The sequence below is a fragment of the Actinomadura rupiterrae genome (genome assembly GCF_024172125.1).
Classification (GTDB): domain Bacteria; phylum Actinomycetota; class Actinomycetes; order Streptosporangiales; family Streptosporangiaceae; genus Spirillospora; species Spirillospora rupiterrae.
The window spans coordinates 166,347-188,219 of the sequence record NZ_JAMZEA010000016.1 but is presented as its reverse complement, the minus strand read 5'-3'; the positions used below and the strand labels follow the sequence as shown (position 1 = coordinate 188,219).

The window sequence follows — 21,873 nt, the reverse complement described above, 5'->3', positions numbered from 1 at the left end:
GACCTTCGCCCCGGCGCTCGCCTTCGGCGTCGCGCCGGGACTCAGATAACGCGCTCGCTGTGCGGGCTGGGCTCGTCGGAAAGTCGGACGGCCAAGCGGAATCGCTTCGGCGTGTGGGTGGCTTCGAGGGTGGCGTTGATGGCGGCGAGCCTTGTCGCGAGGTTGCCGAGCCCGGATCCCGGCGGCGTGACGTCGCCGGATACGCCGTCGTTGGAGACTGTCAGGCTGTCGTTGGTGACCGTGATCTCCACGTGTTGCGCGGAGCTGTGGCGGAGGATGTTCGTTACGGCCTCGCGAAGGACGATCGCCAGGACCGGTTCGGCGTCCTCGGGCGGGTCGTCCTTGCGCTCGACGGTCACCTCGATGCCCGCCGCCTCCAGGACGCCTTGCGCGGAGTCGAGTTCCGGACCGAACTCCAGCCTCGGCGCGGCTCCGGTGACCGCCGCCATGTCGGCGCGCGCCCGCTCGGCCATCGCGACCATGTCGGCGAACTCGCCTGCCGCCCTGTCCTGGTCGCGGGCCGCGAGGCGGCGGGCCAGCTCGCCCTTGATCAGGATGGCGGCGAGGCCGTGTCCCAGCAGGTCGTGCAGGTCGCGGGCGGCGCGCAGCCGTTCCTGGACGACCGCCGCCCGGGCCTGCGCGGCCGCCGCGTCCGCCAGCTCGTCCGCCAGGCGCGCCAGGCGCAGCAGCCCGTACACGACCAGCGCCGTGAGCGGCACGCTGACCAGCGTGTTCACGACCATGCCGTGTCCCCGGACGGCGGCCCCGGTCGCCGTGATCACCGCGAGCGCCAGCGCGGTCGCGACCCTGGCGGGCATCAGCACGAACATCGAGCCGATCAGGAAGCCCGGCAACGTCCCCCACGGCTCGTGCAGCGCGACCAGCGGCACGAAGCTCGCCGCCGCCTGGACGGCCAGCAGCGCCGCCCACCAGCGCCCGCGCGGACGCGTCCAGCGCAGCAGGATCCCCATCGCCAGCAGCGACGGGATCACGACCGGCAGCTCGCGCACCGGAACCTGAAGCACGCCCTTGACACTCAGGACGAGGACGGTCGCCGCCAGCAGTCCGACCGCGAGCCGCCGCTCCGCCGTCGCCTCCGCGACGGGCTTCTCCTCCGGCACCTTCACGGACGCTTCGACCGCGAACCGGCCGTCGTCCTCCAGGCCGGTTTTGAGCCGTCCGCCTGCTTCAGCGATCCGGGTTTCGAGGCCGTCGAGCGCGTCCGCACCCTGCTCGGACGTTCGGACACCGTCGTTCACGACCCGCAGCGTGAGCAGGCCGTCCTTCTCGGCCGTCGTGATCTCGCAGTGCCGGGCCGTGCCGCGCCGGACGACGTCCGTCACCGCCTCCCGCAGGACGACCGCGAGCAGCGCGCCTGCGCGTCCGAGCGGCTCGGTATGCCCGGTCCGGACGTCCGCCTCGATGCCCCCGGACGCCAGCAACCCCTTCGCCGCCGCGATCTCCGGCGCGAGCGACAGGCTCCGCAGCTCAACGGACGCCGCCCGCGCCGTGCCCAGCGCGTCCCGGGCGGTCGTCAGCGTCGCTTCCAGATCGTCCGGACGGGCTTCGGCGATCGCATCCAGCGCCTTGCCGGGCCCCGCGTTCAACTCGGCCGCAACGCGCAACCGCTCATCTTCGACGGCGGCCAGCGCCAGCGTCATCCGCGCGGCGGCCCGCCCATCGATCCGCGCGACCAGCCGCGCGAGCCCAACGACGAGCACTCCGGTCAGGACGGCCGTCAGCGCGTCGTCCAGGACATGCGCGACCGATCCGCCACGCGCCGCCGCCAAGGCGAGCGCACTCACCGCGACGGCTCCGGCCGTCCAGGACCATCCCGCTACGACGAACGCCCCGCCGAGCATCCCGACGAGCCCGACCGAAACCCAGCCAGGCGCGACGACCGCATAGACGCAGACAGCGAGAACGCCGAGGTCCCAGCCCGTCCAGCCGCGCCGAAGCGAACGCAGCCAGACGCCCAGAACCCCGGCGCACAACACACACGAGACGACGAGCACCACGACGGAATGCCCGACCGCCGTCAGCGCGTAAAGCCCACTAAGACAGGCCAGCAACGCCCCGACGACAACCCGAGCCCCCCGAGACCCCATCGCCCGAAACCGTCAGGAGTAACGCAGCAGCTGACCGAAGGACTTCCCGTCCGGATCGACGGTGGAAGCCCCCCAGATCGTCGTGGTTCCGGGAACCCGCGCCAGGCCGTCCACGAACACGCCTGCCTTCGAGCCCGGGACCCGGACCGTGCTCCACTTGCCCGCCTTGGTGCGGTGGACGAGCACGCTGTTGCGCTTGGCATCCTGCGAGACGAACCAGAGTCCGCCCTGTCCGTCCGGCGTGACGTCCCCCAGGCACTTGGCGCCGGGCGCGGCCATGCGCTTCCAGCTACGCCCGTTCCAGTGCAGCAGTGAGTTCGGCTGCTTGGCCTCGTACTGGCAGCCTGTCGCCCACACGCTCTGAGGCGATTCGGCCTTCAGCGACCACACGGGGACGCCGAGGGTCATGATCGTCCACTTGCGGCCGTCGAACCGGGCGACCGTCTTCATGTCCTTGCCGGGCGCGCTGTCGCGGCCCCTCGCCCACAAGTTGGTGGACGAGGTGGCGCTCGTCTGTCCGGGGAGGAAGGTGCCGGTCTTCACGCGCTTCCACGAGCGCCCGTTGTAGTGCCAGGTTCCAGAGCCCTTGTTGGCGCCGGGCGCGCCGAACACCCACACGTTCTTGGAACTGAAGGCGTTGATCGAGTCTGCGAACCCGGGCAGGTCGCGCTTGACGATCGACCAGCGCTTCCCGTTCCAGTGCAGTACGGCGTTCGGGCCCTCGCCGCCGGTTTCGCCCGGCCCGCTCACCGCCCAGGCGTCCGAGGCCGAGCGGATCGAGACGTCGGCCACGAACCCGTCGAGGTTCTTGGGCATGGCGACGTACTTCCAGCGGCTGCCGTTCCAGTGGTAGGAGACGGGAACATCGGCTGGATGCACGTGGTGGATGCGGTACGCGACCCCGAAGAGCCAGCCGTCCTTGCGGCTCGCGATGGACACGGGGCCCACCGACAGGGATGTCGCTCCGCGGAAGGTCTGCGTCACGCGCCAGCCGTGGGTGGCGGCGTTCGCGGAGGTCGGGAGGGCGACGACGGCGGCCGCGACGGCCGCCGCGGCGACGAGCGCCGCCTTTGGGGGGTTGGGCAAAAGGTGCTCCTGCGGAGGGTCCCGTGAGGGGACGAGGACATGCGGAGCGAGATCCTCTCACGGGACCCTCCGGGGGATCAGCCCAGCTTCGGCGTGACGAGGGTCTGCGGGAGGCCGCAGGGGGCCTTCGGGCCGATGGACGTGCACGCCTTGATCGTGATGCTGGTGATGAAGCGGGAGGACGCCGGGTAGGAGAAGCCGACGTTGTTGATGCGCTTGATGACCGGGATGTACTTGGTGCGGCTCACGCCGTTCTTCATCCGGATGGTCACGACCACGTAGGCGGTCTTGCCCGTCTTGTTGTAGGCGGTGACGTGCCCGGCCGGGTAGGACGGGCGGTACTGGACCGTCCCGTAGGCGCGCACCTTGAGGTGCTTGGCCGTCGCGCAGTGCGCCGCCTTCGGGTAGCAGACGTCGAACTTCTTCACCGGCGCCGGCTTGGCCGTGGCGGCGTCGGCGCTGGCAACGCCCATCGAGGCCGCGACGGTCGCGGCGGTGAGGCCGCCGAGGACGGCGGCGCGGCGGAAGCCGGAAGCGATCATGGACACTCCTGTGTGGGAACCCCGATGCGGCGCCGCCCCGTGCGGCGCGCTTGATCATCCTGGGCGCGCCGCGGGGTGCTGTCCACCGGTTCCCCGAACTCCACCGATTCCCCCGAAACCGGGATCGTTTCCGGCGGTTTTCAGTCGGTGGTGCCGAGTTCGGAGATGCGCATCGCCATCGCGCGGTGCACCGGCGGGAGCCAGTCGAGCGTGCGCAGGAAGGTGTTCCGGACGCCGCGCAGCGCCGGGTTGCCGACGGTCGCGACGCGGGTCATCCGGTCGGTGAACGAGACGACCTCCTCGGCGATCGGGCGGCGGGTGGCCTCGTAGGCGTCCAGGCTGTCGGGGGACGCGCCGTCGGCGAGGACGGCGGCGAGCCGGTGGCCGAGGTCCACGGCGTCCTGGATGCCGGTGTTCATGCCCTGGCCGCCGGCGGGGCTGTGCACGTGCGCGGCGTCCCCGGCGAGGAACACGCGGCCCTCGCGGTAGCGGGCGGCGAGCCGGTGGTGGACGCGGAACCGGCTGCTCCACAGCATGTCGGACACGCGGGCCGGGTGCCGGCGCGGGCCGCGGGTGTCGAGCAGGGCCTGGACGTCCTCGACGGTCGGGTGCTCGGGGGCCTCGGCGACGGTGGCGACGATGCGGTGCCGCCCGTCGGGCAGCGGCGCGACGACCGTGACGCCCTCGCGGGAGAAGTACAGCATCACCTCGTGGTGCGAGATGTCCCAGTCGAGCCGGACGTCGGCGAGGATGAACGACTCGGCGTAGGTGTCGCCCTCGAACGGGATGCCGAGCTCCTCCCGGACCCGGCTGTGCATGCCGTCCGCGCCGACCGCGTACTTCGCGCGGATCTCGTGGCCGTCCGCGAGGACGCCGGTGACGCCGTCCGCGTCCTGGCGCAGCGAGGTCAGCTCGTGCGGGCGCAGGACGGAGCCGCCGAGCGCCTCCAGGCGGGCGAGCAGCAGCTCCTCGGTGATGTTCTGCGGGACCATCAGCGCGTACGGGAAGTCGGTCGGCAGGTCGTCGAAGTCGATGGTCAGCAGCACGCGGTCCCGCTCGCGCACGGTGAACCGGGGTGCGATGACGCCGCGCGAGACCAGATCGTCGGTGACCTTCAGCTCGCGCAGCACCTCCAGCGTCTTGGCGTGCACGACGGCGGCGCGCGAGGTGTTCTGGCCCTCCGCGAGGCGGTCGACCAGGACGGCGTCCACCCCCTTCGCGCGGAGCGTGGCGGTCAGCGCGAGCCCGGCGGGGCCTGCTCCGGCGACGAGCACGTCGGCGGTGGCGGGAAGAGCGTTCATGGGGGTCTCCCAAGTTTGCCAATGCATGTTTGCCAACACATGGTGGCAAACGAACCGGGATTTGCCAACAGTTGTTGGCCTACAGTTGTGGGCATGGCATTCACCGAGCGCTCGGCGCAGACCCGGGCCGCGATCCTCGCCGCCGCCCAGCGGCGGTTCGCGGCCGAGGGCTACGACCGCGCCACCATCCGGGGCATCGCAGCGGACGCGGGCATCGACCCGTCCATGGTGATCCGCTATTTCGGCAGCAAGTCGGCCCTCTACACGGCGGCGTCCACGATCGACCTGGCCGTCCCGGTCCTCAAGGACGACCCGGACGACGCCGCCGCCTCGTACGTCCGCGCGATGCTGGCGCGCTGGGAGGAGGGCGGCAACGCGGCCGAGGCCGTCCTGCTGCGCACCGCCCCCACGCGTCCGGAGGCGGCCGCGCAGGTGCAGGAGATCTTCGACCGGGAGATCGTCCCGGCCGTCCGGGCGGCGCGTCCGGGCGACCCGCACGCGCGGGAGCGCGCCGCGCTGCTGCTCAGCCAGAGCCTCGGCGTCGTCTACTGCCGCTACCTGCTCGGCATCGAGCCCCTGGCCAGCATGGACGTCGACACCCTCGCCGCCATGGTCGCCAACGCCGTCGCCGGGCACCTCTCCGCCTCCATGCCCTCCTGACCGGCTTCGATACGCTCGGAGGTGATGTCAGAAGGACACGCCGCCGTCGTCGGGACGGGGCCGAACGGGCTCGCCGCGGCGGTGACGCTCGCCCGCGCCGGGCTCGCGGTCGTGCTGTTCGAGGCGGCGCCGGAGATCGGCGGCGGGCTGCGCGGCGAGGCGCTGTTCGACTCCCGGATCGTCCACGACGTCTGCTCGGCCGTGCATCCGATGGCGACGGCCTCGCCGTTCTTTCGCGAGTTCGACCTGGCCGCGCGCGGTGTCGGCCTGGCGCATCCGGAGATCGGCTACGCGCACCCGCTCGACGGAGGACGTGCCGCGCTCGCCTACCGCTCGCTGGACGCCACGTGCGCCCGGCTCGGCGCGGACGGCCCGGCCTGGCGCCGCACGTTCGAGCCGCTGCTTCACCACAGCGAGAGCCTGACCAGCCTGTTCCTGTCGGATCTGCGACGTCCGCCGCGGTCTCCGGTCGGCGCACTGGAGTTCGGGCTGCGCGCGCTGCGGGGTCCGCGGTTCCGTGGCGAGGAGGCGTCCGCGCTGTTCACCGGGGTCGCGGCGCATGCCGTCGGCGAGATCTCGGGCCTGGTCGGGAACGCGATCGCGCTGATGCTCGGCCACCTCGCGCACGGCTCGGGCTGGCCCCTCCCGGTCGGCGGCAGCGCCGCGATCGCCCGCGCGCTGGCGGACGACATCACCGCGCACGGCGGCGAGTTCCGCCTCGGGCACCGCGTGGCGGACCTCGCGGAGCTGTCCGGGTTCCCGGTCGTCCTCTTCGACACGGGCGCCCGCGAGTTCCTGTCGGTAGGCCGCCGCCGGCTGCCGTCTAGGTATGCCGAGGCGCTGTCCCGGTTCCGGTACGCACCCGGTGCCGCGAAGGCCGATTTCCTCGTCTCCGAGCCGATCCCTTGGGCCGACCCCGAAGTCGGACGCGCCGGAACCGTCCACCTAGGCGGGACGCGCGCGTCGATGATCCGCGAAGAACGCATGGCGACCCGAGGGAAACTCGGCGATGAGCCGTTCGTGCTGGTCGTGGACCCTGGCGTAGTCGATCCGAGCCGGATCGTCGATGGGAAGCGTCCGGTCTGGGCGTACGCACATGTGCCCAACGGAGACGACACACCGCCGGTCGACCTCGTGCGCGCACGCATCGAGCGCTACGCGCCCGGCTTCAGCGACACCGTCCTCGAAGCGCGCGGGATCTCCGCCGCCGCCTACGAGACCTACAACCCGAACTACGTAGGCGGCGACATCGGCGCGGGCGCGATGGACCTGAAACAGATCGTCGCCCGCCCGGCGCTGCGTTGGGATCCCTACACGACGCCTCTGCGCGGCGTGTACCTATGCTCCGCGTCCACGCCGCCCGGGCCCGGCGTCCATGGCATGTCCGGGTACCTCGCCGCGGCCTCGGCGCTACGCCGCCACTTCAACCTCCGTCCGCCGTCGCTCGCCCCGGACTAGACGCGGCGCTGCGCGGGGCTATCGCTCGGGGCTATCGCGCGGCTGTAGCGGCGCGCGAGCAGGTCCAGGTGCTCCAGCAGCTCGGGCGGGCCGTCCACCTCGAAGTCGGCGTTGAGGAGACCCAGGTGGACGGCCAGCGACTCGACCGTGTCCGCGCCCGTGTGCAGGACGCAGGACGCCTCGTCCACCGCCTCCACGACCCCGACCGCCGCCGTGATCTGCGCGGTCACGGCCGCGGCCGGGGCATGGACCAGGACGCGCGCCCGGTACCGCCAGGCGGCGGACGAGACGCGCCCCGACACGTACGCGGCGACGTCCTCGTCCGGCAGCGGGCGCGGCGCGAACCGCGGACCGGTCGGGACCTTCGGCACGATCCGGTCCACCCGGAACGTCCGCCAGTCCTCCCGGTCGATGTCGAAGGCCAGCAGGTACCAGCGGCGACCCCAGTTGACCAGCCGGTACGGCTCGACCTCCCGGCGGGACGGCGCGTCCCGGTGGGAGGTGTAGTCGAACCTCAGCCGCTCCCGGATCCGGCACGCGCTCGCGATCGCCGTCAGCACGTCCGGATCGACGGACGGGCCGGGACGGTCGGCCGGCACCGGAACCGTGTACGCCTGGAGCGTCCCGACCCGGTTCCGCAGCCTGGACGGCATGACCTGCTCCAGCTTCGCCAGCGCGCGAAGCGACGCCTCCTCGTTCCCCGCGATCGCGCCGTTGGTCGCCGTGCGCAGGCCGACCGCGACGGCCACGGCCTCGTCGTCCTCCAGCAGCAGGGGCGGCAGGTCCGCGCCCGCGCCCAGCCGGTACCCGCCCGCCGAGCCGCGCGTCGCGTGCACCGGATACCCGAGCGCGCGCAGCCGCTCGACGTCCGCCCGGACCGTCCGGCCGCTCACCTCCAGGCGTTCGGCCAGCTCGGAGCCCGTCCAGTCGCGCGGTGTCTGCAAGAGCGCCAGCAGCTTCAGCAGGCGCGCCGATGTTTCCAGCATGGTTCCCAGATTGTCGCACCATTAGGAACGAACTCGTCCTAATGGCCGGGCAGACTCTTCTTCATGAGCGAGATCAACGAGTTCCGCGTCAACGTCCCGCAGGCCGACCTGGACGACCTGGCCGATCGCCTGGCCCGCACCCGCTTCGCCGACGAGCTGCCCCGCGAGGAGATCACCGACGGCGTCCAGCGCGGCATGGTCCAGCCCGGCTGGGAGTACGGGGTGCCGGGGTCGTTCGTCCAGGACATGGTCGCGAAGTGGCGCGCCTTCGACTGGCGCGCGCAGGAGGCGCGGATCAACGCGTTCCCGCAGTTCACGACCGAGATCGACGGCGAGACGATCCACTTCGTGCACGTCCGGTCGCCGCACCCGGACGCGACCCCGCTGATCCTCACGCACGGCTGGCCGAACACCTTCGTCGAGTACCTCGACCTGGTCGAGCCGCTGACGAACCCCGAGGACCCGGCCGACGCGTTCGACGTCGTCATCCCGTCCCTCCCGGGCTTCGGTTTCTCCAGCCGCCCCCGCACCAAGGGCTGGGACGCGGCCCGCACCGCCGACGCGTGGGCCGAGCTGATGACCCGCCTCGGCTACGACCGGTTCGCGGCCCACGGCAACGACGCGGGCGCGATCGTCAGCCCCGAGATCGGGCGCCGCCACCCCGACCGCGTGATCGCCGTGCACGTGACGCAGATCTACTCGTTCCCGAGCGGCGACCCGTCCGAGCTGGCGGACCTCACCGAGGACGAGCAGAACTACCTCGGCTTCCTCGGCACCTTCGTCGAGTACGCGGTGCACGACAAGATCCAGCAGGCCCAGCCGCAGACCCTCGCGCACGCCCTCGCCGACTCGCCCGCCGGCCAGCTCGCCTGGATCGGGCAGCTGCTCGGCGCGCTCCCGGACCCCGACGTCCTGCTCACCAACGCGACGATCTACTGGCTGACCAACACCGCCGCGTCCTCGGCCCGGTTCTACTACGAGAACCACCACGCCGACCGCGACACCACCCCGACGACGTTCCCGATCGGCCTGTCGTCGTTCGCCTTCGACTTCCGGCCGCTGCGCCGCTTCGCCGAGCGCGACCACAAGAACATCGTCGCCTGGACCGAGCACGACCGGGGCAGCCACTGGTCCGCCCACGACGCGCCCGACCTGCTCGTCGACGACCTCCGCGCCTTCTACCGCGACTTCCGCTAGCGGACGCGGACGCGGACTCGACCTCGACCTCGACCTCGGCCCGCTCCGCTAGCGGAGGAGGCCGAGGTCGAGGGCGGTGACGACGGCGCGGGTGCGGTCGCTGACGTCCAGCTTGGCGAAGATCCGCAGCAGGTGGGTCTTCACCGTCGCCTCGGCGATGACCAGCCGCTCCCCGATCTCGGCGTTCGACAGGCCGTCCGCCACCGCCCGCAGGACCTCGGTCTCGCGGGCGGTGAGCGCCGCCGGGGCCGGCCGGCGCATCCGCGCCACCAGCTTCTGCGCGATCTTCGGGGCGAGCACCGTCTCGCCCCGGGACGCCGCGTGCACCGCGTCCGCGAGCTGCTCGCGCGTGGTGTCCTTCAGCAGGTAGCCGACCGCCCCGGCCTCCACGGCCCGCTCGATGTCGGCGTCGGTGTCGTAGGTGGTCAGGATCAGGACGCGGGTGGACGGGTGCGCGGCGGCGATCTCGGCCGTGGCGGCGACCCCGTCCAGCACGGGCATCCGCAGGTCGAGCAGCGCGACGTCCGGACGGTGCTCGGCGACCAGCGCGACCGCCGCCCGCCCGTCGGACGCCTCGCCGAGCACGCTGATCCCGGCGTCGGCGGCGAGCAGCGCGATCACGCCGGCGCGCATCGCCGGATGGTCGTCCGCGACGATCACCGAGGTCATGGCCTGTCCTCCCTGGCCGGTGCGGCGGCTTTCCCGGGCCGCCGCGGCACGGTGATCAGCCTACGGTCCGGGGCGTCCTGCCCGGCTCGAGGGCGGCGGCCGGGACGCGGCGCCGGGACGGCCACCACGCGGCCTCGCCGAGCAGCAGCATCAGCGCGGGCAGCACCACGAGCCGGATCACGAACGCGTCCAGCAGCACCGCGACCGCCAGGCTGAACCCGAACTGCTTCATCTCGATCAGGTGCAGCGGGACGAAGCTCGCGAACACCGTCATCATCACCACGGCCGCGCTGGTCACCACGCCCGCCGACCGGCCGATCCCGTCCAGGACGGCCCGCCGCGCGGGGACCCCGCTCCGCACCGCCTCCTGGACGCGGCTGAGCGTGAACACCTGGTAGTCCATCGACAGCCCGAACAGGATCACGAACAGGAACAGCGGCACCCGGGACCCGACCGACCCCATCGAGGTGAACCCGAGCAGCCCCTCGGCCCACCGGTGCTGGAACACCGCCACGAGCACCCCGAGCGACGCGCCCGCCGACAGCAGGTTCAGCACGACCCCGACCAGTCCCATCACGACCGACCGGAACGCCAGGACCGTGATCGCGAACGTGACCAGCAGCAGCGCGCCGAGGACCAGCGGCAGCCGCCCGCTCTGGTGCTCGGGGTAGTCGGCGTACCGGGCGACGTCCCCGGTGACCGCGACGTCCGCCCGGACCCTCCCGACCGTCGCCGGGACGTGCACCGCGCGCAGCTCCTTGAGCGAGTCCTGAGCGCGCTTCTGGCTCGGGTACGCCGGGACCGGGACCTCCAGCATCGCGATCCTGCGGTCGTCCGAAACGCGGATGCGGGACCGTCCGTCGAACAGCGGATCGGCCTTCACGCGTCCGGCGAGCGCCTCCAGCGAGGCCCGCACCTGCGGCTGCTCCGACGCGTCCGCCCGCACGACGACCTGGTTGACCGCCTTGAGGTCGGGGAACGCCGCGTTCACCCGGTCGAACGCCCGCATGGCGGGCAGCTGCCGCGAGTACGTCTCGCGGCCCACGTCGGTCAGCTTGATCCCGACGAGCGGTCCGGTCAGCACCAGCAGGACCGCCACGGCGACGCCCAGCATCGCCCCCGGACGCCGCGCGACGCCGCGCAGCACGGCCCCGGTGACGCGCGGCTCGCGCGTCCGGCCCGGCTTGCGCTGGCGCCCGCCGCCCACGCGGTGGCCGAGCTTCGCCAGCAGCGCCGGCAGCACGGTCAGCGAACTGACCACCGCCGCGACCGTGACCACGATCGCCCCGGTCGCCAGCGAACTGAAGATCACGTCGTCCGCCAGGAACAGCGTCGCGCTGGACGCGGCGACCGCCAGCCCCGACACGACCACCGCGCGCCCGGACGTCGCCGCCGCCAGCTCCACCACGGCCGCGGACGACAGCATGCCGCCCGACCTTGCCCGCTCCTCCCGGTCGCGCTTCAGGTAGAAGAGCGTGTAGTCGACGCCGACCGCCATGCCGATCAGCAGGATCACGTTCGTCCCGACGCCCGCGTCCGGGAACGCGTGCGAGGCGACCATCGACAGCCCGATCCCCGCCGCGATCGACGACACCGCGAGCAGCAGCGGCACGACCGCCATCACCACCGACCGGAACACCAGCAGCAGCACGATCAGCGTCACGGGCAGCGCGAACAGCTCGGTCCGCGACAGGTCGCTGCCGCGCTGGCCCTGGACGTCCTTGCTGATGGACGGGCTGCCCGCCTCGTCCACGACCAGGTCCGGGTTCGCCTTGCGCACCTGCTCGGTCTGCGCGAGCACCGGATCGACGTGCTTCCTGCCGTCCAGTTCGGGGCCCTTGAGCGTCACATCGACCCGGACGGACCGTCCGTCCGCCGACCACACCGGCGCGGCGACCGACTCGACCTCCGGAAGCCGCGCCATCCGCTCCCGGACGTCCCCTGCGAGGGCCGCGCCCCGCGCCGCGTCGAGCTTCCCGTCCTTGGCCTGGATGAGGACGCGTTCGAGCGCCTTCTGCTGGAGCCCGCCCTGCGCGGCGTACGCCTCGGCCCGTCCCGCCTCGCCGACGCGGTAGTCCTCGGACTTCGCCGCGTTCCCGCCGACCGAGATCCCGGCGCCGAGGCAGACCATCACGAACAGGACCCACCCGGCGATCGCGCGCCAGGGGTGATGGGCGCTCCACCGCGCCACTCGCACTGAGGGGTTCTTCATGCCGAAAAGCCTGGCCGGAGGGCCTGTCCCGCCGACAGCCTCGACCGGTTGAACCCGTTGTCCACCGACCGGTGGACAAGACTCAGCGCTCCCGCTTCCACCGCTCGTAGCGATGCCTGGCCTCGACGTCCTCGCCGAGCAGCCACAGCATGTGCTCCCCGTACGCGCGCACGAGGCGGGGCATCCAGTACTGGCCGCGGGCGATACCGAGCAGGCTCGACTCGGCCAGTTCGGGAAGCGTCTCCCAGACGGCCTCCGCCGCCAGCGCACGGCCTGTGCAGACGAACTCCGCGTCCGCGGTGTCGAACTCCTCGGAGAAGACCGACAGCCGCGCCCAGAGCAGCCGTTGCGCGGGCGTCCCGATCTGATGGCTCCAGCCGAGCGTCCGGACGAGCGAGTCGTGCCGTCCCGTGCCTCCGCTGTCGAGGCACCGCAACGCCTGGACGTCCAGCCCGTGCGCGACCTGCGCGACGGTCTCCGAGCCCAGCCGCGACGCCGCCAGCTCGATCGCCAGGGGAAGCGCGTCCAGCTTCCTACACAACCCGACCGCTTCGGCCCGGCCTATCCGCAACCCCGGATCGACCTCGCGCGCCCGCGCGAGGAGCAGCTTCATCGCGTTGGTCTCGCTGAGCGGCAGCAGCTTCAGCACGTACTCGCCACTCCAACCCAGCGGACGCCGGCTCGTCGCGATGATCCGCAACCCCGGGCAGCGGGACGCCAGCTCCTCCACGACCTTCGCGCACGCCCCGGTCAGGTGCTCGCACTCGTCCAGGACGACCAGGCACCGCCGCCCCTGAAGCCACTGGCCCAGGACGTCCAGTGCCGACCGGTCGAACCGGTCCGGCAGGCCCAGCGCCAGCCCGATCGCATGCGTCACCAGCCCCGGATCGGCGATCTCGCCCAGCGGGACGACCCACACCCCGTCCGGGAACGCGTCCGCCAGGGACCCGGCGACGTCCCGGGCGAGCACGCTCTTCCCGACCCCCGGGAACCCCGTGATCGTGACGACCCGCGACCGCCCGAGCAGCTCCCTGACCCGCTTCCGCTCGCCGGACCGCCCGACGAGCCCCCCCTCGGCTTCCATGCGCCGAGCGTGGGCCAAACCGCCCCCGACGGCATCGGCACCCCTACCCATATGCCATACGGAACCCGGCGGAAACCCCTAGGCGATCACCGCGGCCGCCTGCTATCTTCCCGGAGGCCGTGAAGCCCGATCTTGGAGGTGAGACCCGTGAACGCCAGAACCCCATGGGTGCTCCCTCCCTTCACCACGGCAGGCTGACGCGGACGTCGCCGGGAGCGCCAGAAGGCATCCGAAAGGCGACCGCCATGTACTTCACTTCTGAAACCCGCGCCGAAGGCGTCATCGAGCGCGACTTCACCCTCGGCGACATCACCGGCGTCCTCTGGACCCCCGAGACCCCCGCCGAGAACGCGCCCCTCATCCTCATGGGCCACAGCGGCGGCATGCACAATCGCGCCCCCGGAATCCTGGCCCGCGCGACCCGCTACGCGTCCGAATTCGGCTTCTCCGTGGCCGCCATCGACGCCCCGGGCCACGGCGACCGCCCGCGCAACGCCAAAGACCAGGCATGGGTCGACGCCATGATGGCCGCCCGCGCCGCCGGCGAGTCCATCGTCCCGGTCGTCACCGAGTACAACACCGACCTGGCCCTCCGAGCCGTCCCCGAATGGCAGGCCACCATCACCGCCCTCCAAGCCGAACTCGGCGACATCCCCATCGGCTACGGCGGCGTGACCCTAGGCACCGCCACCGGCCTCCTCCTAACAGCCACCGACCCCAGAATCAAAGCGGCCTCCTTCGGCAGCGTCCTCCTCTTCGACGCCCTGACCGAAGCCGCCCGCCAAATCACCATCCCCGTCCAGCTCCTAGCCGCCTGGGACGACGAAGAAATCCCCCGCGCCTACGCCCTCACCCTCTTCGACGCCTTCAACACCCCCCACAAAACCCTCCACGCCAACCCCGGCCGCCACAACCAAACCCCCTGGCACGAGGTAGAAACCACCGCCCACTTCTTCACCCGCCACCTCACCGCCCTTAACCCACTCGCATAAGGAGAACGGCCTGTCGGTCGCGCGGCACGAACGGATCCTTGGAATCGGTTGCGAAGGTTCCAGAGGTGGGATGCGCTGGACCTCATGCAGCGGTGGTCACCTCTGAACGAGCGCCAACTCGTCGTACTTCGCCGTATCGGCGCTGGTGAGGACCCGGTCAGCGGGAAGAACCCCGAGTTGGCGGCGACGGTTTACGCCCTTCGGAACCGCGGGCTGGTGGCGACGCCTCGCCACGAAGGCGTCTGGCACGCGGAGATCACCGACGCGGGGCGTTTCTACCTTGAGCACGGCCATCATCCCGACAGGCCCGAGCCGGGGACCGGGACGGCACAGCGAGCCGCCCCGGTCCCCGGCCCGCGGACTCCCGATGCCCCGGCGTCCGTCCAGGAGTTGATCGCACGCGTCCAACGTGCGGGTGGCACCCTCAAGGTGAAGGAGCCGGACGAGGAGACGCGGGCGGCGTACCGCCGGGTCATCCACGCGGCGAAGCAGCAGGGCGCGGTCCCCGGGGGCATGAGGCTGCGGCACACCGGCCGGAACGCCGGCGACCTGATCATCCGCCTGTCGGACGGAGGGGCGGCGGAGGAGACGGACTGGAACCGGATCCGGCTGGGCGCCCGGGACAAGGTGTCCCGCCGTCCCGACCTGATCACGAGGATCACGGACGACCCGGGACTGCTGACGGTCTCCGACGAGATGAGACCACGCGCTCTCGGTTTGGTCCAGGAGCTCTCGGAGCAGGCCGAGCGCCGTGGCCACCGGCTCGCGCTCTCCAGGAGACGCAGACCGAGAGGACTGTTCCTGCAGGTCGGGAACGATCACCAGATCACGGTGACCATCTCCGAGGAGACCGAAGAACGCGCCCGGGAACCGTCCGCTGAGCGCGGAACCTACGCATGGCAGCGCGTCACTCCGCAATACGAGACCGTCTTCACCGGACGGCTCAGGATCGAGTTGGGGCTCTCCTCACATGCCGACAAACGCGAATGGACCGACGGCAGAGTGCCGGTGGACCGCAAGCTGGGCGAGATCCTCAAGGCCGTGGAACGATGCGTCGAACGTGACGAGCAGGAGCGGCTGGAACAGCAGCGTCGGCTCGATGAGGAACGAGCGCAGTGGGAGAGGGAGGAGGCCGAGAAGCGGGCGCGTTGGGAACGGGCGATGGCCGAGGCGAGGCGACTGTCCACCGAGGATCATCGCGGCAGGACACTGGCGGCGGCACTCGACGGTTGGACGACGGCACGCGAGATCCGCGCGCTGTGCAGCGAGCTTCATGTCGTCGCCGCGGAGGCGGACGACCCCGAACGCGCGGCCGAGCACCGGGACTGGATCGCGTGGGCACTCGGCGTCGCCGACCGCCTGGACCCCGCCCGGAATCCGTCGGTGCTGGGCCGGTTCGAGTTCGTTCCCAAGGAGGCCGATCTGCGGCCGTACCTCGGCGACTGGAGTCCCAAAGGGCCCTTCCGCGAGTACAGGCGGACGGACGAGGCTCCACGAGATGTCAACGATGCCTTTCGTGAGCTGTCGTGGTTCGCACGCCGAGGTCGCGCTCAATGGTGGCGGCGATAGTGCGATGCCCGTTCTGGCGTAGGGCGGCGATCGCCTTCTCCACCACCAGGCCCAGCCGTCGGACCTCGGCGCGTAGCGCCTCCAACTCGTCGTAGCGCTCCAAGGTCTCCTCACCGCACCATTCGTGCAGGAGACGGGCCACGGCCTCCAGCCTCGCGACCTTCTTCTCACTCCGCTCCCGCTGCCACGGGCGTTGCTGGTCGAGGTACGCCCGCTCCGAGTCGAGCCGCCGCAGGATCTCTCCCAGCACGGTGTCGGCCTGAAGCTCCGCGGCACGACGCGCGAGCCGCAGGGTCACCGGCCATGGGCCGACAAAGGTTCCGTGCCGATCGACGAACGCCCCTTCGGACTCCAGCAGCTCCTGCTCGTCCAGCCCCAGCCAGGCGGCCGCCTTGCCCAGGTCGTCGATCCGCACCACTCCGGCGTCCACTTTGGTGTGCAGCATGCGGATCCGGCCCTTGGGCCTGATCACGAGGAACACCAGCTTGGCCGCCTCCCACTCGGGACCGCCGTGGACGTGCCTGGACTCCTCGATCGCCGCCGCCAGGGCCGCGTCGTCCCGGACGACCTTCCGGGCCTCGTCCCACGGTGCCGGCAGTTGCCCGGGCCCGGCCCACTCCGACCCATTCCACAACGCAAGCGCCGCCGACGTCCCAGGAACGGCCAAGCCGGCCGACCGGAGCCGGCAGCGCCGACTGTGACAGGGGTCACGTTCATCGCGGTCCAAGCCGTGCAGGGATCGCGGCATGCGCTTTCAAGGTGCGCCAGGTACCGGTCATACGGAGCCCGAAAACAAAAGTAGGACGGAGAAATCTCCGCCCTACTTCGTATCCCTTGTATGGGAGTTGGTGTCCGAGGCCGGAATCGGATCACTCACCCACGCGGGGTCGACCTATCCGGTGTATACGGGGTGGACGGTCGAACCGCCTAGCGATGCGCACCCGGCATATTCGATGTCTCGACGGCCGGTTATCGGGAGTACGGTTTGTGCTCGCACATGCTGCATGTGCCCGAAAATCCGGTTTTCGCGGGGTAAGTGCAACAGGGAAAGCTCGGCCGGGCAAGGACTGGTCACTTGGTGTCGGGCGTTCCTCTGAGAAGGTCGTGAAGCAGTTCGTCATGAAGTGTTTCCTCGTAGGCGGCCCGGCCGTGTGCCCGGATGGACGCGGTCAGTTCGGGACACCACGAACTGGTCGGAGCTGCCGTATCGGGGATTTCCGGAGCTTCGGCGGCGCGGTCGAGGCTCAGCAGGTAGTCGGCGACCCCCATTCGCCATGGGACAGCGCCGGGAACACTCGTCAGCAGCGTTTCGACGTGCGCCAGTCCGGCCATGTCGAAATCGGCCCGGACGGCGACTCGCCAGCCCGCTCGTGCCAGCCGGGCGATGGCGTGAACCTCGAGCTCGGAGGGTGTTCCCACGGTGCACAGCATTTTGCCCACCTGTTGATTGACGGCCGCGTCGGCGGCCATCGCGAGAACGGACGGGTTCTCGGTCACGAAGACCCACGGCGCGGGATCAGGGGCGGAAGGCCAAATGCACCGGGCCAGTTCGCGGGGAGGCAGGGTCAGGACCGAGCCGATCGGGACGGACCATCCGACGGGATGGACGCCCAACGAGACCAGCCCACCTGTGAGGTCGTCATAGTCGACGCCCACCAGGTTCCAGGCGCGGCGGTGGCGTTCCCCGGTCGGCACGTCTCCCAGCGCGCTCAGCAGGCCGAGCACCAGTCCCGTGACACGGGAACCGTCATCCAGCCCGTGAGGGTCGTGGAGGACGGTGTTGGCGAGGACACGCCGGTCCGCGCGCCGTCCGGGCGAGGGCAGCGCCAAAACGACAGAGCACACCGCGTCGAGCAGGAAGGGCGCCTCGCCTCCGGCGGCGTGCAGCCGTGCGACCCATCCGTTGCGGCGCAAGGACGCCCACAGGTTGTCCACATCAACTCCGCGTCGCTGTAGCAGCGGTTCGAGGAGCGCTGCGAATTGGTCGCGAAGCCTGGCGTCGGCTGCCGTGCGTCGTTCTCGTTCGCGTGCCCGGACAGCGAGACGGCGACATGTCGCGTGCGCTGCCACCGCGCCCGGCGTCAGTTGCTCGCCGCGTGCCTTCAACCGAACGGTCAGTGCCGTCAAGTCGACCGACCGGGACCGGCCTGGTGACAGCGGGCGACCACCGAGCAGCCCGACTGCGGCGGCGCGTTCGGCGGGATCGCCCGGTGCGCGGACCTGGACATGACCCATGGCGAGTTCAGGGTCCCCGCGCCGGTCGGCGGCGGCGGCGATCCCCTCCCAGAGCCAGCGCAACTCGGGCGCCAGCAACGGCGTGAGGTCGGCGTCCGCACAAACACCGGAGCACAACTCGCACTCAGCCGTCACCGGCGGCTCCCGTCTCTCCGGAGAAATACGCGGAATCGTCAGGCAGATCATTCAGATCACGCATGAGCATGGGAAACGCGACCACCGTTCCGCTCTCATCACCTTCGAAGTCCCACGCGTCAATGCCGTCCCAGGCGCCGGGCGCACCGTCCCACAGGTAGCTGGTGCAGAGGATGTCCAAATCGAGTTCAGCGAGGTAACGAGCCAGTCCTTCGCGTCCCGCCTCGTCGACCTCGGCGGGAACTTCGTCCAGGGTGGCCAGCCGTAGTCCGTCCGATCCGAATCCGTCGTAGGTCGCCGCGACGGCCGCCAGCATCGGTGCAAGGACGACCAGCCGTCGCTCGCCACCCGACAGACCTGTGCGGGACGTCCAGGTCTTCGGCTGCTGCCCGGCCCGGGTGACGACATAGTTGACGTTCACCCAGTCGCGCACGTCGATGGCGTTGGTGACCTTGTCCTCCATGGTGTCACCGTCCGCCGCGTCGATCAGAGAACGGAGAGCACGGCCGAGCTCCACCCGCTGCTCGTCGGTGCGGTCGGCCGCGTTACCCCGGCACGCCAGCTCATAGACGGTGCGCACGGCCGGGGCCATGTCGCGGATCGGTGCGATCTCCACCTGGACACCGACTCCGCTGGACGCCGAGGCGGCGCGCATCTTGCGGTTGACATCGCGTTTCCAGTCGTTGAGCCGCGTCCATGCGACGGCGACGGCAGCGGGCAGCCGCTGCAGGATGAACGAGCGGAGCGCCTCGTCCTCAGCGACGCGCAGTGCGTCCTCCGCCTGCCGTGCGAGCTCTCCGGCCCGACGCGTGGCGGCGACGGGCGTGTAGACGGCGTCGCCGTGGGTGATGACGAAGGTGTCGAGCGGGCCGTGGCTGTTCCCGTGCTCGAGCGTCCACACCCCGGCCAGTTCGGCACGGGCGGCGTCGTACCTGGCCAGAAGCGCGTGCCGGGCAAGACCACGGTGGCCTGCGAGGAGCCCGCCGACCTTGTCGATGAGAGCCTCAGGGGGCGTGACCCGTTGGAGGAGATCGGCTGCCGAACCATCTGCGAGGGTGGCGAGAACGCCGGGTACCTCAAGTAGTTCCCGGAGCCTGCCGGCTGCCGCGGCGACCTCCGGTTCCGCGTCCTGGACGCGCTTGTGGGCAGTGTCCACCCGCGCGGACATCCGCTCGCGAGTGGCGATCGTCTCCTCCACCGCACGGTCAAGGTCGGGCAGCGCCCGCTCCAGCTCCTTCGATCGGTGTCTGGCCTGCTCGAGGTCGTGCAGGACCGCCTCGATGTCGCTGCCCAGCCTCTCGCGCAGTGTGACGATCTCGACGCGGACCTCTTCGGCCTCCCGGTACGAGGAGAGAGCGTCGCCATGTGCGGTGCGGAGCCGCCTGGTGGTGGCGTCGTCCTCCTCCACGTCGGTGACGATCGCGTCCGCCCGGCGGATCAGCCCACGTTCCAGCACCTGGACGCAGCCCGTGAGGGCTCTCGCGGTGTCACGGGAGGCGGCGACCGACTTCGCCAGGCTGTCCAGCTCCACGACCAGCCCCATCGCGCGGACGCGCCCCGCCCACTCGCGCCGGGCCTGGTCGGCGTCGCGTTCGGCCGCGACGGCGGCGACATGCGACTGGTCCCGCTTGATCCGTAGTTCGGCGACTTGAACGGCCTGGCTCGCCCGGTCCGCCTCCGCCTTCCGTAGCTCCGTCCTCCGCGGAAAGGTGTCCACCGCCGTGGTGATCCGTTCTGCGGCGTCGAGTTCCGCATGGGCTTTCGCCTGCAGTTCCTCCGCTTGCGAGACGAGTTCTGTGGCTTGCCGGTCCAGTTCGGCGGCGCGTTCGCGTGCCGCCGCCCGCCGGCGGTGCGCGCCGACGTGCACAGCGGTCGGCGCGGGCGGGCGGGCTGTACTCCCCTCTGGCGCGGCGAGGCGGTCGCCGATGAGCGGGCCTGCGGCGAACGATCCGTCCCGCCCGATGACCAGGACCGAACCGGAAGGCGCCGCCAACGCGGTGGGGGCCAGCTCGATACGGCGCAGCACCTCCAACGCCTCGGCCGCGTACGGGTGGACCGGATCAACGGCGAGCACCGTGTCCAGGCCGCAGGCGGCGGGATGCCCGGTGGGTGCGATCCGCCAGACGTCGGTCCGGGTCCCCGCCGGTGTCAGGGCGGCGCTCAGAAGCCCCGCATCGGCCAGTGCCACCTCGATCGCCGCACGCGCGGCCTCGTCGGTGGCCTCCGCGCGCCAGTCCAGAGCGGAGCCGAACGCCGTGGTGTCGTCGACCTCTCCGGCCCATTGCGGGCGAGGGAACGGGAGCAGCCTGTCGGACCGGAGTTCAGCGGCCCGGCGGCGGCAGTCCTCCGCCTGGCGGGTGAGGGTGAGAGCGGCCTCACCGTGGTGCCGTGCTCGTGCCTTGGCATCTGACACGAGCGGCACAGCTCGGCTTCGAACCGTGTCCGCCCACTCCTCGGCCGTGGCGAGGAACTGCGCCGGATCGCCGGTAGGGGCGCTGCGGTCGATCTCCGGTGCGATGTCGGGATGGCGGCCACCCCACTCCTGGATGGAGCCGTGCAGGGAGGCCACCTGTTCGCCCGCCCTCCTCGCGAGCGTTTCGAGTCTGTCGACGCTGGCGTCGTACCGCTCCGCGATCTGTCCCGATTCCGTGGTCAGGACCTTGGCCTTGTCCTCCTTGGGGCGCACGCCGCGTTCGTAGTCGTTGACGGCGACTTCGGCGCGCTCGGCGTTCCTCCGGTGCTCGTCGGCCAACGTGGCCCAGGCGGAGGCGGCGGAACGCAGCCGGTCCGGACCGCCGGTGACGGTGATCGCCGGGCCGGGGTCGGCGATCCTGTTCCCTACGGGGAAGGTGGCGCGAGGACGGTCCGCCCAGGACAGCAGGGCCTCACGGGGGTGGGCGCGGGCGTCGGCCTCCTGCGCCGCCCTGACCTGTTCGTCGATCTCCGCGTCCAGGGACTCCAGATCCCGGCGGAGACGTTTACCCGTCCGGACCTGCCGGGTGGTGTCGCGCTCCAGCGCCCGGAACTCAGCTTCGGCACGCCCCTGCAAAGCGGTCCGCCGCTGTTCCAGGAGGTCCAGATTCCGGGCGGCGTCATAGGCATCACACTTCTCCAGCGCCCGAATGTGCGCCTGGACTTCGCTCTGTTCGGTCCGTGCCTTTTCGCGCTGTACCGACGCCGATCCCGCCTTGTCGGTCGCCTTGCCGAGCTCCCGCTCGCTGCTCCTGGCCTCTTCTCTCGCCTCTTCCAGCTCCTTCCACCACTTCACCGCCTCCTTGTGGGCGCTGCCCAGGACATCGGTGACGTGTCCGGCCCAGGCGTTGGCGAAGTCGCCGAGCACCCGGGCGGCTTCCCGGTCGCGTTCGAACGCCTGGCGGGTGGCGTCGGAGGCCGCCAGCGCCTCCGCCGTCGCAGAGACCACCGCCGGGTCGACTCCCGGAAGGCTCTCGCGCAGCGCCTCAGCCGCCGCGTTCGGGCTGACGTCACCCAGCAGCGCCGGGTTCCGCACCTGACGCAGGCGGCCGGTGAGCGTGGAGACCTCGGCGGCGGTCGCCCGCCAGACCGTTCGGGCGAGGTCGTCGACGTACTCGTCCGGATCGTCGAAGACCTCACCGCCCGCGTCCCGTACGGCGGTGTTGA

At 71.3% G+C, this 21,873-nt stretch carries 16 protein-coding genes; 5 read left to right on the top strand and 11 right to left on the bottom strand.

All coding sequences use genetic code 11. The features are described 5' to 3' along the window. Positions 1–41: 41 nt before the first annotated feature. The 4 genes from FHU30_RS41320 to FHU30_RS41305 all read right to left on the bottom strand — a co-directional run bounded on the left by FHU30_RS41320 (position 42) and on the right by FHU30_RS41305 (position 5,037). On the bottom strand, positions 42–2,108 hold the full coding sequence (locus FHU30_RS41320; protein WP_253883180.1) for a sensor histidine kinase: 2,067 nt from the start codon (positions 2,106–2,108) through the stop codon (positions 42–44). A 12-nt stretch (positions 2,109–2,120) separates the two neighbouring features. Beyond that, a complete protein-coding gene (locus FHU30_RS41315) occupies positions 2,121–3,194 on the bottom strand; it encodes a hypothetical protein (RefSeq protein WP_253883179.1) in 1,074 nt (357 codons plus the stop codon). Between the two features lie 77 nt (positions 3,195–3,271). Further along, the gene (locus tag FHU30_RS41310; RefSeq protein ID WP_253883178.1) at positions 3,272–3,736 is read right to left on the bottom strand and encodes a hypothetical protein; all 465 of its coding nucleotides are present in this window, start codon (positions 3,734–3,736) and stop codon (positions 3,272–3,274) included. Positions 3,737–3,876: 140 nt separating this feature from the next. Next, positions 3,877–5,037, bottom strand: a complete 1,161-nt coding sequence (locus FHU30_RS41305) for an FAD-dependent monooxygenase (RefSeq protein WP_253883177.1) — start codon at positions 5,035–5,037, stop codon at positions 3,877–3,879. Positions 5,038–5,130: 93 nt separating this feature from the next. Here FHU30_RS41305 and FHU30_RS41300 point away from each other — a divergent pair, with 93 nt between their 5' ends. Further along, a complete protein-coding gene (locus tag FHU30_RS41300) occupies positions 5,131–5,697 on the top strand; it encodes a TetR/AcrR family transcriptional regulator (protein WP_253883176.1) in 567 nt (188 codons plus the stop codon). Positions 5,698–5,721: 24 nt separating this feature from the next. Continuing rightward, entirely contained in the window at positions 5,722–7,155 is a 1,434-nt protein-coding gene (locus FHU30_RS41295) for a phytoene desaturase family protein (RefSeq protein ID WP_253883175.1), read from the top strand. Here FHU30_RS41295 and FHU30_RS41290 read toward each other — a convergent pair. Beyond that, positions 7,152–8,141, bottom strand: coding sequence for a helix-turn-helix transcriptional regulator (locus tag FHU30_RS41290; protein ID WP_253883174.1), 990 nt, complete (start codon positions 8,139–8,141; stop codon positions 7,152–7,154). The two genes, FHU30_RS41295 and FHU30_RS41290, sit on opposite strands and share 4 nt — an antisense overlap. 63 nt (positions 8,142–8,204) lie before the next feature. Here FHU30_RS41290 and FHU30_RS41285 point away from each other — a divergent pair, with 63 nt between their 5' ends. Then, positions 8,205–9,338, top strand: coding sequence for an epoxide hydrolase family protein (locus tag FHU30_RS41285; protein WP_253883173.1), 1,134 nt, complete (start codon positions 8,205–8,207; stop codon positions 9,336–9,338). A 48-nt stretch (positions 9,339–9,386) separates the two neighbouring features. Here the strand turns inward: FHU30_RS41285 and FHU30_RS41280 are convergent, their stop codons facing one another. The 3 genes from FHU30_RS41280 to FHU30_RS41270 form a co-directional block, all read right to left on the bottom strand. Beyond that, a complete protein-coding gene (locus FHU30_RS41280; RefSeq protein WP_253883172.1) occupies positions 9,387–10,007 on the bottom strand; it encodes a response regulator in 621 nt (206 codons plus the stop codon). Between the two features lie 55 nt (positions 10,008–10,062). Further along, positions 10,063–12,219, bottom strand: coding sequence for an MMPL family transporter (locus FHU30_RS41275; RefSeq protein ID WP_253883171.1), 2,157 nt, complete (start codon positions 12,217–12,219; stop codon positions 10,063–10,065). Positions 12,220–12,301: 82 nt separating this feature from the next. Beyond that, entirely contained in the window at positions 12,302–13,303 is a 1,002-nt protein-coding gene (locus FHU30_RS41270) for an ATP-binding protein (protein ID WP_253883170.1), read from the bottom strand. A gap of 245 nt (positions 13,304–13,548) precedes the next feature. Between FHU30_RS41270 and FHU30_RS41265 the strand changes: the two genes are divergently transcribed. Both FHU30_RS41265 and FHU30_RS41260 read left to right on the top strand, forming a co-directional pair. Beyond that, the gene (locus tag FHU30_RS41265; RefSeq protein WP_253883169.1) at positions 13,549–14,295 is read left to right on the top strand and encodes an alpha/beta hydrolase family protein; all 747 of its coding nucleotides are present in this window, start codon (positions 13,549–13,551) and stop codon (positions 14,293–14,295) included. A 48-nt stretch (positions 14,296–14,343) separates the two neighbouring features. Further along, positions 14,344–15,864, top strand: a complete 1,521-nt coding sequence (locus tag FHU30_RS41260) for a hypothetical protein (RefSeq protein ID WP_253883168.1) — start codon at positions 14,344–14,346, stop codon at positions 15,862–15,864. Here FHU30_RS41260 and FHU30_RS41255 read toward each other — a convergent pair. The 3 genes from FHU30_RS41255 to FHU30_RS47485 all read right to left on the bottom strand — a co-directional run bounded on the left by FHU30_RS41255 (position 15,797) and on the right by FHU30_RS47485 (position 21,742). Then, complete coding sequence (locus FHU30_RS41255) at positions 15,797–16,498, bottom strand: hypothetical protein (RefSeq protein ID WP_253883167.1); 702 nt, start codon at positions 16,496–16,498, stop codon at positions 15,797–15,799. The two genes, FHU30_RS41260 and FHU30_RS41255, sit on opposite strands and share 68 nt — an antisense overlap. A gap of 437 nt (positions 16,499–16,935) precedes the next feature. Beyond that, a complete protein-coding gene (locus FHU30_RS41250; protein ID WP_253883166.1) occupies positions 16,936–18,234 on the bottom strand; it encodes a DUF2399 domain-containing protein in 1,299 nt (432 codons plus the stop codon). Beyond that, positions 18,224–21,742, bottom strand: coding sequence for an SbcC/MukB-like Walker B domain-containing protein (locus FHU30_RS47485; RefSeq protein ID WP_253883165.1), 3,519 nt, complete (start codon positions 21,740–21,742; stop codon positions 18,224–18,226). Before FHU30_RS47485 ends, FHU30_RS41250 begins: the two co-directional genes overlap by 11 nt. Positions 21,743–21,873: the final 131 nt, after the last annotated feature.

What these genes read in the sequence shown, in the direction of transcription:
- FHU30_RS41320 (WP_253883180.1), bottom strand. Translation starts at nt 2,108, where the DNA reads ATGGGGTCTCGGGGGGCTCGGGTTGTCGTCGGGGCGTTGCTGGCCTGT.
- FHU30_RS41310 (WP_253883178.1), bottom strand. Translation starts at nt 3,736, where the DNA reads ATGATCGCTTCCGGCTTCCGCCGCGCCGCCGTCCTCGGCGGCCTCACC.
- FHU30_RS41305 (WP_253883177.1), bottom strand. Translation starts at nt 5,037, where the DNA reads ATGAACGCTCTTCCCGCCACCGCCGACGTGCTCGTCGCCGGAGCAGGC.
- FHU30_RS41300 (WP_253883176.1), top strand. Translation starts at nt 5,131, where the DNA reads ATGGCATTCACCGAGCGCTCGGCGCAGACCCGGGCCGCGATCCTCGCC.
- FHU30_RS41295 (WP_253883175.1), top strand. Translation starts at nt 5,722, where the DNA reads ATGTCAGAAGGACACGCCGCCGTCGTCGGGACGGGGCCGAACGGGCTC.
- FHU30_RS41290 (WP_253883174.1), bottom strand. Translation starts at nt 8,141, where the DNA reads ATGCTGGAAACATCGGCGCGCCTGCTGAAGCTGCTGGCGCTCTTGCAG.
- FHU30_RS41285 (WP_253883173.1), top strand. Translation starts at nt 8,205, where the DNA reads ATGAGCGAGATCAACGAGTTCCGCGTCAACGTCCCGCAGGCCGACCTG.
- FHU30_RS41280 (WP_253883172.1), bottom strand. Translation starts at nt 10,007, where the DNA reads ATGACCTCGGTGATCGTCGCGGACGACCATCCGGCGATGCGCGCCGGC.
- FHU30_RS41275 (WP_253883171.1), bottom strand. Translation starts at nt 12,219, where the DNA reads ATGAAGAACCCCTCAGTGCGAGTGGCGCGGTGGAGCGCCCATCACCCC.
- FHU30_RS41270 (WP_253883170.1), bottom strand. Translation starts at nt 13,303, where the DNA reads ATGGAAGCCGAGGGGGGGCTCGTCGGGCGGTCCGGCGAGCGGAAGCGG.
- FHU30_RS41265 (WP_253883169.1), top strand. Translation starts at nt 13,549, where the DNA reads ATGTACTTCACTTCTGAAACCCGCGCCGAAGGCGTCATCGAGCGCGAC.